This window comes from Actinomycetospora sp. CA-084318, assembly GCF_050955885.1.
Taxonomy (GTDB): Bacteria; Actinomycetota; Actinomycetes; order Mycobacteriales; family Pseudonocardiaceae; genus Actinomycetospora.
Map to the genome: position 1 here is coordinate 5,506,817 of NZ_CP192098.1, position 13,684 is coordinate 5,520,500.

Sequence of the window (13,684 nt, forward strand, 5' to 3'; positions counted from 1 at the left end):
GTGGGTGTTTCCGGGGCAGACGTTTGCCCAGCTTTGAACGACATGGCACCGTCCGGTCGTCCAGCATCACGGTGCGGTCACGAACGGCTCACGGATCGACCCCGACGATCCGTGACGGCGCCCCCACGCCACCGCCGTCGCGTCCGGCCCCTACTTGCGGAAAGGTTGGTCTTGGCGCGTCACAGCTCCCCCCGCCCGGCCGCCTTCGCTCCCCGGCTCGACGGATTCGCCGGCTTCGGCGTGCCTGCGCTCGCAGGCGCCGGAGGCCCCGGTCTGTTCGGCGGCGGTCCTCGCTTCGCACCGGCCCGCCCGGCGCCGCGTCCCGCGGACGACGGCCGGACCGCGGCCTTCGTCGGCGGCTCCGGTCGCGCTCCGGCGCTGCCGCAGCGGCCCCCCGCCGGTCTGCGTCCCGCCCCGGCCGGGGCCCCCCGTCCCGACGAGGAGCCCTCCCGCGGCCCACGCCGCGCGGCCAACCCGCTGACCGGTCGCCTCGCCGTGGCCGCGGTCGCGGCCGGTGCGCTGGCCACGGCCGGTCACAGCGTCGTCTCCAGCGGACTCGACGCGCCGACCGGCGAGACCCGCGCCGACCTGGCGCTCTCCGCCGGGACCACGGCGGCGTCCGCCCCGACGGCGGCCGCGGCCGCTCCGGCCGCGGCGACCTCCGCCCTCGACGCCGCCACCACCGGCGTCATGGCGATCGCCCCGGCCCCGACCGCGCCCAGCCAGGTGCAGTCGCTGTCGAAGTCCCGGAAGGTCGCCGACGCGGCGGCGGCGCGCGAGGCCGCGGCCCGTGCGCCGAAGTTCGTCAAGCCGGCCGAGGGACGCTTCACCTCCGGGTTCGGCGCCCGCTGGGGCACCTCGCACCGCGGCGTCGACATCGCCGGACCGATCGGCACCCCGATCGTCTCGGTCGCCGACGGCACCGTGCTCGAGTCCGGCCCCGCGAGCGGGTTCGGGATGTGGGTCCGGGTGCAGCTCGAGGACGGCACGATCAACGTCTACGGCCACATCAACCGCTCCTTCGTGAAGGAGGGGCAGAAGGTGAAGGCCGGCGAGGAGATCGCCGAGATCGGCAACCGGGGCCAGTCGACCGGCCCGCACCTGCACTTCGAGGTGTGGACCCCGGGCGGCACGAAGATCAATCCGCTGCCGTGGCTCGCGGAGCGCGGCATCTCCCTCGGCGCGTCGGCCGACTAGGCCCTCCCCCGGTTCCGAACGAGCGGCACTCTCGCGCACATAGATGCTGCGAGAGTGCCGTTCGCTCGTCCTCCCGCTTCGATACGGGGGGGGGGCCCTCAGGCGCTCCGCACCAGGTCCCGGGCGCGCGCCGCGCGGGGTGGCATCGGCGGGTCGGGCAGCAGCGTCGTCGCGCCGCGGGTGAGGCGCAGCGCGGCCGTGGTCGCCGCGTCGGTGGTCGGCAGACCGGGCAGCCCGTACATCCGCCGGGCCCACCGCGGCAGCGTGCCGAGCGCGAGCCCGGCGATCGTCGACAGGGCCACCGCGATCCCCGCCGGGGCATGCGGCTGTGGGCGCAGGAGGCCCCCGACGCCGAGCCGGGCCTCGTCGGTCATCCGCAGCACGGGCCGCATCCGCCGGAAGTAGTCGGCCATCTCGGCCCGGGACGCCGGCACGATCGCCGGGTCGAGCCCCACCACCTCGGCGGCGCGCACGTTCTCCGCCGTGTAGGTGTCGGCGTCCGCGTCGTCGAGCACGCGGGCGCGGCGGGCGACGTCGACGTAGGAGTCGATCTCGCAGACGTGCACCCAGAGCAGGTGCTCGGGCTCGTCGAGGCGGAACGGGGTGCCGTCCGGGTCGTGCCCGCGCAGGGTGGTGTGCAGACGACGGACGCGCCCGGCGACGGCCTCCACCTCGGCGGTGCTGCCGAAGGTGCGGGTGCCGACGAACTCGACCGTCCGCTGGAACCGCGGCCACGCCTTCTTCGGGTCGAACAGCGCGGAGTTCTGGTAGGTCCCGCGCATGACGCGCGGGTGCAGCGACTGCAGCAGCAGGGCCCGCATGCCGGCGATCCACAGCACCGGTTCGACGTGCACCCGCCAGGTGACCGAACCGGGCCCGAACAGCCCCTCGTCGTGGATGTCCACTGCGCTCCCCGCGGGATCGTCGGTCGTGCGGACCGCGGCACCGGGTTCGACCGCGCTCCCCCAGACCTACCCGCGGGTCACCGGGGCGGCAACCGGGGCGGAGATCACCCGGGCACGGACACGTGCTGATGGACCAGCACCCAGTGGTCTCCGCGCCAGGCGAACACGCGGGTGCCCCGCGAGAACACCTCGAACGGCACACCCTCGTGGTCCATGCCCCGGACCCGGTCGAGGCCCCAGCTGACGGCCGTGGTCCCGTCGACCCGGACCGTGAGGTCGGGCGTCTCCATCGTGACCCGGTCCGCCGCGTCGAGTCCCTGGGCGCACACGGCCCGGACGTCGTCGGCGCCGCGGTACTCGAGATCACCCGCCTGTTCGTAGGACACGACGTCGGGCGCGATGTGCTCCATGATCGCGTCGAGATCCTTCGCCTCGGTGCCGCGCGTCCAGGCCCGGTGCACGGCGCGGACGGCCTCGTCGGTGGCGCCCGGTGCGGAGGTGTCGGCGAACGAGTGGTGCTCGTGGGCCACCTGCCAGCGCCCGTCCTCCCGGCGCAGTCCGAGCGTGAGCCGGAGCCGGACGTCAGGGTCGGCCGCGAGCTCGTCGGGCGTCCCGCACCGCAGGAGAGCCTGCGCCCATGCGACGTCGCCGCCCGCGGTGACGTCGAGCTCGTCGATCTCGAAGCAGGCGCCCGACGCCTGCCACGCGAAGAACGGCGGCCACACCTCGCGGTAGGCCGCCGCGCCGCGGACCCCCCGGTGCGGTGGCGGCACGTCGAACATCACCACGTCGTCGGTGTGGTCGGCCGTCGCGCCGGCCAGGTCGCCCGCGTGCACGGCCGCCGCCCAGCGGTGGATGAGCTCCCGGACCTCGGTCTCGTCGTCCATGCGCGTCCTCCCGCTCCGTTGGAGCGGAAGATACTACCGAAAAGTCCTGTTTCAGGACCAGTAAGTCACAGCTTCTGCATCGGGACGCCGCCGATCAGCATCAGCCGCACCGTGCCCGAGGAGCCGAAGTCGATCGTCGCCGTCTGCTTGCTGCCCACCCCGTCGACCACGGTGACCAGGCCGAGCCCGTACTTGTCGTGGCTGACACGGTCGCCCACCTCGAGCGAGAGCGCCGGCGCACTCGACGCCGAGCGCATCGGGGACGGACGCGAGCGGGACCCGGTGAGGTCGCGGCCCCAGGACCGTCCGGACCCGAAGCCCGTCGACGCCGACGGTGCGGACCGCTCGGGGGCCGACCGCCGCCAGTCGACGACCTCGGCCGGGACCTCGTCGAGGAACCGCGACGGCGGGTTGGCCTGCGGCTGCCCGAACGCCGAGCGCATGAGCGCGCGGGAGAGGTAGAGCCGCTGCTGGGCACGGGTGATCCCGACGTAGGCGAGCCGGCGTTCCTCGGAGAGCTCCGCCGGGTCGGCCAGCGCGCGCTGGTGGGGGAAGACTCCGTCCTCCCAGCCCGTGCAGAACACGACCGGGAACTCCAGGCCCTTCGCCGTGTGCAGCGTCATCAGCGTGACGACGCCGTCCCCGCCGTCGGGGATGGAGTCGGCATCCGCGACGAGCGAGACCCGCTCGAGAAAGGCCTCCAGCGAGCCGGGGTCGGTCGCGTCGTCCGCGGCCACCACCACACCGGCCGGGACCTCCGCCGCCCCGTCGGCCTGGGCGGCCTCGGCCACCGCGGCGTTGGCCCGGGCGTCACCGACGAACTCGCGGGCGACGCTGACGAGCTCGGTGAGGTTCTCCAGCCGCGACTGCTCCTGCGGGTCCTCGGAGTTCTCCAGCTCGGCCCGGTAGCGCGACATGTCGAGCACCGCATCGAGGGTGTCGGCCACCTCCTGGCCGCCCGCCACGCCCGCGGCCAGGGCGTCCATCATCTCGACGAAGTCGGCGATGTTGCGCTGGGAGCGGGTGGCGAGCCCGTGCACCTCACCGGCCGCAGCCCGGCGCAGCGCGGCCGCGAACGTGACGTGCTCGCGCTCCGCGTGGTCGGCCACCACGGCCTCGGCGCGGTCGCCGATCCCGCGCTTGGGCACGTTGAGGATGCGGCGCAGCGAGACGGTGTCCTCGGGGTTCGAGAGCACCTTGAGGTAGGCGAGCGCGTCGCGCACCTCGCGGCGCTCGTAGAAGCGCACCCCGCCAACGATCTTGTAGGGCATGCCGAGCCGGACGAACACGTCCTCGAAGACCCGGGACTGCGCGTTGGTCCGGTAGAACACCGCGACCTCGCCGAAGCGGACCTCCCCACCGTCGACCAGCCGGTCGATCTCGGCGGCGACGAAGGCGGCCTCGTCGTGTTCGTTGTCCGCGACGTACCCGACGATCTTCTCGCCGTCGCCCTGGTCGGTCCACAGCCGCTTGTCGCGCCGGTCCGGGTTGCGGGCGATGACGCCGTTCGCAGCGGTGAGGATCATCTGCGTGGAGCGGTAGTTCTGCTCCAGCAGGATGGTGCGCGCCTCGGGGTAGTCCCGCTCGAACTCGATGATGTTGCGGATCGTGGCGCCGCGGAAGGCGTAGATCGACTGGTCGGCGTCGCCCACCACGCACAGCTCCGCGGGCGGCACCGACCCGTCGGGCGACCCGCTCGCCAGCGCCCGGACCAGCGCGTACTGCGCGTGGTTGGTGTCCTGGTACTCGTCGACCAGGACGTGCCGGAACCGCCGCCGGTAGTGCTCCGCGACGTCGGGGAAGCGCGTCAGCAGGTCGACCGTGCGGGAGATGAGGTCGTCGAAGTCGAGCGAGTTCGACTCCTGCAGCCGGGCCTGGTACGCCGTGAACACCTCGGCGCAGCGCCGCTCGTAGTCTCCTCCCGCGGCCTCGGTGGCCGTGAGCGGGTCGGTCAGCTCGTTCTTCCACGCGCTGATCTGACCGAGCAGCCCTCGCGGCGGGAAGCGCTTCGGGTCGAGGTCGAGCTGCTTGGTGATCGTGGCGACGAGCCGCCGCGAGTCGTCCGCGTCGTAGATCGAGAACGTGCTGGACAGGTCCAGGTGCTTGTACTCGCGGCGCAGGATCCGCACGCACATGGAGTGGAAGGTCGACACCCACATCGCGTTCGCGCGGCGGCCGACCAGCGACGCGACGCGCTCGCGCATCTCGGCCGCGGCCTTGTTGGTGAACGTGATCGCGAGGATCTGCCCGGGGTGGGCCCCGTGGGCGAGCTGGTAGGCGATGCGGTGGGTGAGCACGCGGGTCTTGCCCGACCCGGCGCCGGCCACGATGAGCAGCGGCGATCCGCTGTGCGTCACGGCCTCGCGCTGCTGCGGGTTCATCCCCTCGAGCAGCTGCTGCCCGCGGTCGTCGCGGCGCGGCGGCCGTCCCGACGACGGCTCGCCCGGCCGCGCGGCGTCCGCGCGCTCGTCGGACGGACCGGTGCGGCGCAGCGCGGTGGTGCCGGCCGCGCCGGCGAGCCGGGCCGCGAGCCCGGCGGCCGCGCTCGGCCGGGCCGTCCGTGGCGTGGACGGTCCCGTGTCAGTGCTACTCATCGCCTCGCCACGCTACCCGGCACCCCCGACAGCCCGGGGCCTGCTCGGAGCAAGCCGTGCTGCTGACAGGCAGGCACGCCCGGACTAGGCTGACCGCGTGCACGTGACGCCGCGATTTCCCTACGGGACCCGGACCCCGGTTCCCGTGGACGTGCGCTGAGCCGCTGCCCACCCCACCCGCCCCGGAGTCCTCGCGACCCCGGGGTTTTCTCGTGCCGGGGTCGGACGGCTCGTCCCACCCCCGGAGGACCACGACCGTGACCGACACGCCGACCAGCAGCGACGCGACCGGCGAACTCGCACCCGCGACCGCCGAGGAGATCCCCGACCTGCGGGTCGAGATCGACGCGATCGATGCCGAGATCCTGCGCCTGATCAAGCGCCGCTCCGAGATCTCCCAACGCATCGGACTGGCCCGCATGGCCGCCGGTGGCCCGCGCATCGTCTACAACCGCGAGATGCAGGTCCTCGCCCGCTTCCGCGACCTCGGCAGTGAGGGCCGCGAACTCGGGATGCTGCTCCTGCGCCTCGGCCGCGGCCGGCTCGGCGGCGGGCGATAGGCCGGATCCCCGGCCCGGAATCCGGCACGGACCACACCCCCGCCCTGGCATCCTGGGGGCATGGGAACGGTCATCGACCTCATCGCGACGATCGTCGCGATCCTGGGTCTGCTCGCCGCCGTCGGCTACGGCGGTTACCTGCTCATGCTGCGGTCGGTGGCTACCAAGCGTCCCGGCGCCTCGCACCTCGCCGCCGACGCCCGCAAGCGCCTCCCGGCCGCCGCCGGTCTGACGGTCGGGGCGCTCGTCGCCCTGCTGTTCACCAACGGCGGCGTCACGCCGGACGTCATCGGGCTGCTGCTCGGCGGCGGGATCGGCCTCGCGTCGGTCAACCAGCTCCAGGGCGCCCGTAAACGGCTCGCCAACCCGCCGTCGTCCTTCTGAGTCCACCCGTTCGGCCGCGTGACGTCCGGGGCGGTGTGCCCGGGCGGAGCCGTGCCGCGGACACCCCCGGTGAGCGACTGCTCCTCGTCGTCGCCGAGCGGCATGGATCCAGCGCCGAACGACCGTCACCGGCGCCGGTCGTCGTCGTTCGGAGGAGTGGAGAGCCCTCGCTCTCGTCGGTGCCCGCAACACGCCCGCACGGCGACGGAGAGCGGTCGATCGGCGGCCGGACCTTCTCGCACGCTGGGCGCGCGTCACCCGTCCGAGTAGACAGTCACCTCACGACAAACCGTTGGCGGGGGCTGACTTCGGGAGTGACGACGTGACTGTGTCCGCCTCGACCGGCCGGGACGACCGGCACCGCGGCTGGTACGGCCTCTCCGGCACCGCGGGCTCGCAGGACCCGGTGCTGCCGCCCCTGCCGGAGACCCCGCGGCAACGGGGCCGGGACCGGGGCCGGCACTCCTCGGGCGTCCCGGTCACCGACCTGGTGCTCCGCGACGACACCGGCGAGCTCCCGACGACGGGCGCGATCCTCACCACCGGCGGGCGCATGCACCGGCACGCGGCGCCGCTGACGATCCGCCGCGGCACGGCCGCCTCCCGCGTCACCACCGCCGCCGTCCTCGTCACCGGCACCGCGGTCGGGGTCATCGGCGCCGTGGCGGGCCCGACCTTCCTCCCGCCGGTCGACGACTCCCCGCTCCACTCGCCCGTCGGCCCGGACGGCGTCACCCCCGTCCCGGGTGCGCCCGGCTCCGCCGTGGTCGCCGGCCCCGGGTCGGTCGCCTTCGCCTCCTTCGCCACCTCGGCCGAGAGCCTCGGGCTCACCGCCGGCGGCCCCCTGATCGGGGGCCCGCTCGCCGGCACGTCGTCGCTCCCCGGCGCGACCGCCGCCCCCGTCCCCGGTGTCGCGACGCCGGGGACGGGGGGCACGGCGCCCGGGGCCGGCGGCGGCACCGGCGGTGGCGTCGTCATCCCGACGATCCCGGGCGGGACCATCGGGGGCGGCGGGAACACCGGCGGCGGCTCGACCGGCGGAGGCTCCAACGGCGGCACCACGTCCCCGGGCGGCGTGCCTCCGCTGCTCCCGATCGTCGAAGGTGGCATCAAGGACACCGGCGGCACGGTCGGTCAGATCCTGCCCCCGGTGAAGCCCGTGCTCGACCCGGTGGTCGAGACCGTCACGACCGTGACCGGCACCGTGCAGCAGGAGGTCGTCGCCCCCGTGGGTGCCACTGCGGGCGGCGTGGTCGACACGGTCGGCGGGGTCGCCGCCCCGCTGCCGGTGGTCGGCGGCGCCACCCAGGGCCTGACGAACACCGTCAGCGACGTGACCACGATCCTCACCGGTGGCGGCCAGGCGCCCTCCGGCCCGGGGGTCGCCGGGGCCACCGGGACGCTGCTGACCGACACCGGCTCGACCGTCGGCGCCGTCGCCCCGCCGCTCGCGGGCACCGTGGCGATGACGACCAGCACCGCCGCGCAGTTCGTCGAGAGGACCACCGGCGCGGTGACCGCGCCGGTCGAGCAGACCGTCGAGGCGGTCGGGGACGCGACCGAGGACGTGCCGGCCGTCGGCCCGACGCTGAAGAAGACGACCGACACGGTCTCGGAGACCGTCGGCACCCTGCTGACCGGAGCCTCGTCATCGTCGGGGTCGTCGGGGTCCTCCTCGGACGAGGGCTCGACGAAGGCCTCGTCGTCCGGGAGCTCCTCGAGCGGCAGCTCCTCGGACGACTCCGACAGCAGCTCCTCGGACAGCGGCAGCTCGTCGGAGAAGAGCTCGTCCTCGGAGGACTCGGGCAGCGGCTCCTCCGACGAGGGCGGCTCGACGTCGGGCGGGGGCGACGTCGTCTCCGCCGCGACCGGCGCGGTGTCCGGCCTCCTCGGCCGGTAGGCGGAGGCGCACATCGTCGCCGTGACACGTCACCCGACCGTGGGACCGGACACGTCCCGCCCTCTACCCTGATGCCCCACGGGGGCCGTCGGGCCCGTGGGACTCGGGCGGAGGGAGGCCGGTGACACCTCGTCGTGTCGTCGCCGGGCGGTATCGCCTCGAGGAACGCATCGGGTCGGGCGCGATGGGGGTGGTCTGGCGCGGGACCGACGAGCGTCTCGGCCGGGTCGTCGCCGTCAAGCAGGTCTTCCTCAACCAAGGGCTCGACGAGTCCGAGGCCGACGAGGTCCGCCAGCGCACCCTGCGCGAGGGCCGTATCGCCGCCCGGCTGCAGCACCCGCACGCCATCTCGGTGTTCGACGCGTCGATCGAGGGCGACGAGCCCTGGCTGGTCATGGAGTACCTGCCGTCGCGCAGCCTCTCCGCGATGCTCGCCGAGCAGGGTCCGCTCGACCCGCGGCTCGTCGCGCGGATCGGCCGTCAGGTCGCCGACGCCCTCGACGCCGCCCACCAGGCCGGCATCGTGCACCGCGACGTCAAGCCCGGGAACGTGCTGATCGGCAGCGACGGCACCGTCAAGATCACCGACTTCGGCATCTCCCGCGCCACCGGCGACCTCACCCTGACCCGCACCGGCATGCTCGCCGGCACGCCCGCCTACCTGGCCCCCGAGGTCGCGCGCGGCGAGGACTCGACGTTCGCCTCCGACGTGTTCTCCCTGGGCGCCACGCTCTACGCCTCGGTCGAGGGCATCCCGCCGTTCGGGTCCGACGACAACGCCCTCGCCCTGCTGCACAGCGTCGCGGCCGGCGCGGTCAACCCCCCGGTGCAGGCCGGGCCGCTCACCGCCCTGCTGATGCGGCTGCTGCGCTCCGACCCCACCGAGCGCCCCACCGCCGCGCAGGCCCGTCGCGAGCTCGGCCGGATCGCGCACTCCGCCGGCTCGGCGTCGACCGCGAGCTGGGCCCGCGCCGACCTCGACGAGGCCCGCGTCCCCGACTCCCGCCGCTCCACGGAGTCCGATCCCGTCGCCTCCGGCTCCCGCGGCCGCTCCGGTGGCGCCCCCACCCCCACGTGGCGCGGCAGCCCCTTTCCCGACGACGGCTCGGAGGACCCGGGTCCGACGCTCGGCGACTCCGACCGCGTCGGACCGCCCACCCCGCGGTCCAACGGCTCCGGTCCGCGCCGGGTGGCGGCGGCGCCCTCCCGCCCGTCCCGACCGTCCACGACCTCCCGGCGTCGACCCACGACGGCCATCGTCATCGCGGTCCTCCTCGCCGCCGTGCTCGCCGGGGTCCTGCTCGCCGTCGCCCTGACCCGCGGGTCGGACGGCACCGAGGGCGCCTCGCTGGGGTCGCCCGTGTCGACCGGGGTGCCGGGCCCGACCGACGAACGCACCCAGATGGTCGCGGCCGTGCGCGACTACTACTCGATCGTCACCGCCAACCCCGGCGCCGGCTGGGCCCGCCTCGGGGCGACCATGCAGGACACCGCGGGCGGGTTCGGCGGCTACCAGAACTTCTGGTCGACGATCGCGTCCGTGCAGGTCACCGACGCCACCGCGATCGACGACGACACCGTGCGCGCGACCCTGGTCTTCAGCCCGCGCAGCGGGTCCACCATCCGCGAGACCCACGAGCTGGGCATGTCCCGCGGCACCGGCGGCGCCTGGCTGATCAACTCCGATCGGCTCGTCTCCAGCGGCTGAGGTCGGGCGTACGGTCCCGCGGTGAGCGTGCAGATCGTCGACCAGGCCACCCTCCCCGTCGGCCGCGGGCCGCACCCGGCCGCGAGCCCGTTCGAGAAGCGGGTCGGGGAGGCCGTGGGGCTGACGGCGTTCGGCCTGTACCAGATCGAGCTGCCCGCGGGCGCCGAGACCGTGCCGCACGACCACCGCGACGACCACGCCGAGGACGCCTACGCCGTCCTGCGCGGCAGCGGCTGGGTCGTCGTCGACGGCGAGGACATCGCGGTGGCGCCCGGCCAGTTCATCGCGGTGACCGAGGAGTCGTCGCGCTTCCTGCGGGCCGGCGACGACGGCCTCGTCTTCCTCGCCGTCTGCGCCTGACGGGTCAGGCCCCCGGGAGCAGCACGATCTTCCCGACGTGGGTCGACCGGGCGAACTCCTCCTGGGCCGCGTGGATGTCGGCGAGGGCGTACCGCGCGGCGATGCGCGGGGCGATCCGTCCGGCCACGGCGTCGGCCGCGAGCCGGGCGAAGTGGGCGGGCGTGTGCATCGACGAGCCGACGAGCGCGACGTTGTGCAGGTACAGGCGCCGCAGGTCGAACTCGACGACCGGACCGGCCATCGCGCCGGCGATGACCCACCGCCCGCCGTCGCCCACGAGCGGCAGCACCGTGGACAGCACCGCGCCGCCCACGACGTCGACGACGGCGTCCAGCCGGCCGTCGACGGCCTCGTCGACCGCGGCCGTCAGCTCGTCGCCCGCCAGGTGCCGGTCCGCCGTCGCGGCGGCTCCGGCGTCGCGCACGGCGTCCGCCTTGTCGGGCGTGGTCAGCGCGACGACCCGGGCTCCGCGAGCGGCGGCGAGCTGGACCGCGGCGAGACCGACCCCGCCGGAGGCGCCGGTGACGAGCACCGTCTCGCCCGCGCCGATCCCGCCGCGCTCGAGCATCCCGGTGGCCGTCCCGTAGGCCACCGGGAGGGCGGCCAGCGCCTCGTCGTCCAACGGGGAGTCGGTCATGTCGTGCACCCGGTCCGCGGCGACGACCACCGCGTCGGCGAACCCGCCGTCGGCCTCGCTGCCGAGTAGGCCGATCGGTCGGGCATCGTCGCCGGGACCGTCGTAGAGCGCCGGGTCCACGAGCACCCGTCGTCCGCGCCAGGCGGCGTCGACCCCCTCCCCGACCTCGCGCACGACGCCCGCCATGTCGCCGCCCTGGATGCGCGGGAACGCCACGGGACCCCGCCACCCGGCGAGCGCGTCGGGGTGGCCGGGCAGGCCGTAGGCGCCCTGCCGGGTCCAGAGGTCGGTGTTGTTCACCGCCGCCGCGCGGACCTCGACGAGGACCCCGCCGCGTCCCGGTCGCGGCTCCGCCACCTCGCGGACCTCCAGGACCTCGGGGCCGCCGAAGGCCGTGAGGACTGCTGCTCGCATCGCTGGACTCCCTACACAGGTCTGTGAACCTCGATCGACCGCCACAGTACACAGACCTGTGAAGTAGGATGATGCCGTGACTCCGTCGACCACGCTGACGCCGGGCGCGCGGCGCATCCTCGAGGTGGCCTCGGCACTGTTCTACGAGCGCGGCATCCACGCGGTCGGGGTCGACACGATCGCGGCCGAGTCCGGGGTCACCAAGCGCACGCTCTACGACCGCTTCGGCTCGAAGGACGCCCTGGTCGTCGCCTACCTCGCCGAGCGGGACCGGCGCTGGCGCGACCGCGTGGTCGCCGCCCTCGACGCCGCCCCGGCCGATCCGCCCGCCCGTGTGGACGCGGTCTTCGAGGTGCTGGCGGCCTGGACGGCCGAGAGTGGCCGCGGCTGCTCCTTCATCAACGCGGCCGCCGAGTTCCCGGACCCCGACCATCCCGCCCGCACGCTCGTGCGCGAGGAGAAGCAGTGGCTGCGGGAGCGCTTCGTCGACGCCCTGGCCGGCGTCCCCGACGCCGAACGGGTCGCGGAGACCCTGCTGCTCCTGCACGAGGGCGCGTTCGTCGTCCTCTCCGCCGCGCAGGACCCCGACGCCGTCGCGCAGGCCCGCCGCGCGGCCCGGTCCCTGGTGGAGTCCGTCGTCGGGACGGGTCCGCACGACCCGCAGCCGTAGCCCCCTCCCTCTGACAGCGAAGCGTCGTTGCTGTCATCCAGTGGCAGGAACGCCACATCGGGCAGCATCGAGGTCCGGTCCGGTCCGCGGCGATGGCGCACGGCTACCGCAACCGCCCGCAGGAGCAGGCCGAGCACTTCGTCGACGGCTGGTACCGCACCGGCGACCTCGGTCGGCTCGGCGACGACGGCCACCTGCACATCCTCGGCCGCGCGGCCGACTGCCGGGTCGTCGACGGCCGTCTCGTCACCCCGACCGCCGTCGAGGACACGCTCATGCGCGCCCCGTCGGTGCGCTACGCGGTCTGCGTCGTCGACGGGGACCGCCGTGTGATCGCGGCCCTGCCGTGGCCCGACGGCGCGATCGACGCGCAGGCGGGTCGCGCCGCCGTCGCCGCCGAGCACGGCGACGCGGTGGCGGCCTCGCTCGTCGTCGTGCCGATGGCGGACCTCCCGCTCACCGAGCAGGGCAAGCCCGACCGCGCCGCGATCCTCGCCGCCGCCTGACCCGCCCCGAGACGACGAGGAAAACCATGACGGCCGGCAGCACCGGGAACCTGATCGCCGAGACGGCGCTCGGGCCCGTCGAGTACGCCGTGGTCGGCACCGGCACCCCGGTGCTCGTCGTGCACGGCACCCCGGGCGGGATCGACGCCGCCGACCTGATGGCGCGCATCCTGCCGCGCGAGGGGATCGCCGCGATCCTGCTCTCCCGGCCGGGCTACCTCGGCTCCCCGCTGGACGGGCGCACCGAGATCGACCAGCAGGCCGACCTGCTCGCCGCGCTCCTCGACCACCTCGGGCACGAGCGGGCCGGCGTCTACGCGTGGTCCGGTGGCGGGCCGGCCGCCTACCGGCTCGCCGTCCGGCAACCCGAGCGGGTCAGGCGCCTCGTCGCGAACGCCGAGGTCAGCCAGGCCTACCACCCGCCCGACCAGGACCTCGCGACGCGGCTGATGTTCACCACCGCGCCCGGGCGGTGGCTGCTGCGCGTGCTCGCCGCCCACCAGCCCGAGCAGTACGTCCGCGGTGCGCTCGCCGGGGAGGGCGACCTGACCGACGAGCAGCTCACCGAGCGGGTCCGGCAGGTGCTCGCCGACCCGGCGAAGCGCGACTTCGTGCTCGACCTCGGGCCGACCGCCGTCCCCGACGCGCGCCGCCGCGCCGGCTACCGCAACGACCTCGACCGGTTCGCCGCGATCACCACGCTCGAGCTGGAACGCGTCCAGGCGCCGACGCTCGTCGTGCAGGGCTCGGCCGACAGCGACCTGCCGCCCGAGCAGAGCGCCTTCGCCGCCGCGACCATGCCCGACGCCGAGCTGCTCACGCTCGACACCGGCACCCACCTCGCGCTCTACACCCATCCCGACGCCGCGAGCGCCCAGCGGCGCGTCGTGGAGTTCCTGATGACGGGCTGATCGGCGGACCGATGGGCCTGGCTGCGGCGAGCGAGCACCTGCGGTGGTCGA

At 74.8% G+C, this 13,684-nt stretch carries 13 protein-coding genes; 9 read left to right on the forward strand and 4 right to left on the reverse strand.

The features are described 5' to 3' along the window. The first annotated feature begins 477 nt into the window (after positions 1 to 477). Positions 478 to 1,197, forward strand: coding sequence for a M23 family metallopeptidase (locus ACQPYX_RS26805; RefSeq protein ID WP_433803810.1), 720 nt, complete (start codon positions 478 to 480; stop codon positions 1,195 to 1,197). Positions 1,198 to 1,295: 98 nt separating this feature from the next. Here the strand turns inward: ACQPYX_RS26805 and ACQPYX_RS26810 are convergent, their stop codons facing one another. From ACQPYX_RS26810 to pcrA, 3 genes are all read right to left on the reverse strand, one after another. Next, on the reverse strand, positions 1,296 to 2,102 hold the full coding sequence (locus ACQPYX_RS26810) for an oxygenase MpaB family protein (RefSeq protein ID WP_433800368.1): 807 nt from the start codon (positions 2,100 to 2,102) through the stop codon (positions 1,296 to 1,298). Positions 2,103 to 2,206: 104 nt separating this feature from the next. After that, positions 2,207 to 2,989 carry a YybH family protein gene (locus ACQPYX_RS26815; RefSeq protein WP_433800369.1) on the reverse strand — a complete coding sequence of 261 codons (783 nt, stop codon included), beginning with the start codon at positions 2,987 to 2,989 and terminating at the stop codon, positions 2,207 to 2,209. Between the two features lie 65 nt (positions 2,990 to 3,054). Next, the gene (pcrA, locus tag ACQPYX_RS26820; protein ID WP_433800370.1) at positions 3,055 to 5,583 is read right to left on the reverse strand and encodes a DNA helicase PcrA; all 2,529 of its coding nucleotides are present in this window, start codon (positions 5,581 to 5,583) and stop codon (positions 3,055 to 3,057) included. Between the two features lie 257 nt (positions 5,584 to 5,840). Between pcrA and ACQPYX_RS26825 the strand changes: the two genes are divergently transcribed. From ACQPYX_RS26825 to ACQPYX_RS26845, 5 genes are all read left to right on the forward strand, one after another. Then, the gene (locus ACQPYX_RS26825; protein WP_433800371.1) at positions 5,841 to 6,143 is read left to right on the forward strand and encodes a chorismate mutase; all 303 of its coding nucleotides are present in this window, start codon (positions 5,841 to 5,843) and stop codon (positions 6,141 to 6,143) included. A gap of 60 nt (positions 6,144 to 6,203) precedes the next feature. Next, positions 6,204 to 6,527, forward strand: a complete 324-nt coding sequence (locus tag ACQPYX_RS26830; RefSeq protein ID WP_230755799.1) for a hypothetical protein — start codon at positions 6,204 to 6,206, stop codon at positions 6,525 to 6,527. Between the two features lie 322 nt (positions 6,528 to 6,849). Next, entirely contained in the window at positions 6,850 to 8,427 is a 1,578-nt protein-coding gene (locus tag ACQPYX_RS26835) for a hypothetical protein (RefSeq protein WP_433800372.1), read from the forward strand. Positions 8,428 to 8,548: 121 nt separating this feature from the next. Continuing rightward, a complete protein-coding gene (locus tag ACQPYX_RS26840) occupies positions 8,549 to 10,135 on the forward strand; it encodes a protein kinase domain-containing protein (RefSeq protein ID WP_433800373.1) in 1,587 nt (528 codons plus the stop codon). A gap of 21 nt (positions 10,136 to 10,156) precedes the next feature. Continuing rightward, on the forward strand, positions 10,157 to 10,495 hold the full coding sequence (locus tag ACQPYX_RS26845; RefSeq protein WP_433800374.1) for a cupin: 339 nt from the start codon (positions 10,157 to 10,159) through the stop codon (positions 10,493 to 10,495). A 4-nt stretch (positions 10,496 to 10,499) separates the two neighbouring features. Here ACQPYX_RS26845 and ACQPYX_RS26850 read toward each other — a convergent pair whose 3' ends face one another. Beyond that, positions 10,500 to 11,546, reverse strand: a complete 1,047-nt coding sequence (locus tag ACQPYX_RS26850) for a zinc-binding dehydrogenase (RefSeq protein WP_433800375.1) — start codon at positions 11,544 to 11,546, stop codon at positions 10,500 to 10,502. Between the two features lie 76 nt (positions 11,547 to 11,622). Between ACQPYX_RS26850 and ACQPYX_RS26855 the strand changes: the two genes are divergently transcribed. The 3 genes from ACQPYX_RS26855 to ACQPYX_RS26865 all read left to right on the forward strand — a co-directional run bounded on the left by ACQPYX_RS26855 (position 11,623) and on the right by ACQPYX_RS26865 (position 13,633). Then, positions 11,623 to 12,216 carry a TetR/AcrR family transcriptional regulator gene (locus ACQPYX_RS26855; protein WP_433800376.1) on the forward strand — a complete coding sequence of 198 codons (594 nt, stop codon included), beginning with the start codon at positions 11,623 to 11,625 and terminating at the stop codon, positions 12,214 to 12,216. Between the two features lie 92 nt (positions 12,217 to 12,308). Next, positions 12,309 to 12,722: a hypothetical protein gene (locus ACQPYX_RS26860; protein WP_433800377.1), complete on the forward strand. Its 414-nt coding sequence runs from the start codon at positions 12,309 to 12,311 to the stop codon at positions 12,720 to 12,722. A 26-nt stretch (positions 12,723 to 12,748) separates the two neighbouring features. After that, the gene (locus tag ACQPYX_RS26865) at positions 12,749 to 13,633 is read left to right on the forward strand and encodes an alpha/beta fold hydrolase (protein ID WP_433800378.1); all 885 of its coding nucleotides are present in this window, start codon (positions 12,749 to 12,751) and stop codon (positions 13,631 to 13,633) included. Positions 13,634 to 13,684 lie beyond the last annotated feature (51 nt).

Excerpts from the sequence above, each read along its gene's own strand:
- ACQPYX_RS26815 (WP_433800369.1), bottom strand. The coding sequence starts at position 2,989 with ATGGACGACGAGACCGAGGTCCGGGAGCTCATCCACCGCTGGGCGGCG.
- pcrA (WP_433800370.1), bottom strand. The coding sequence starts at position 5,583 with ATGAGTAGCACTGACACGGGACCGTCCACGCCACGGACGGCCCGGCCG.
- ACQPYX_RS26830 (WP_230755799.1), top strand. The coding sequence starts at position 6,204 with ATGGGAACGGTCATCGACCTCATCGCGACGATCGTCGCGATCCTGGGT.
- ACQPYX_RS26850 (WP_433800375.1), bottom strand. The coding sequence starts at position 11,546 with ATGCGAGCAGCAGTCCTCACGGCCTTCGGCGGCCCCGAGGTCCTGGAG.
- ACQPYX_RS26860 (WP_433800377.1), top strand. The coding sequence starts at position 12,309 with ATGGCGCACGGCTACCGCAACCGCCCGCAGGAGCAGGCCGAGCACTTC.
- ACQPYX_RS26865 (WP_433800378.1), top strand. The coding sequence starts at position 12,749 with ATGACGGCCGGCAGCACCGGGAACCTGATCGCCGAGACGGCGCTCGGG.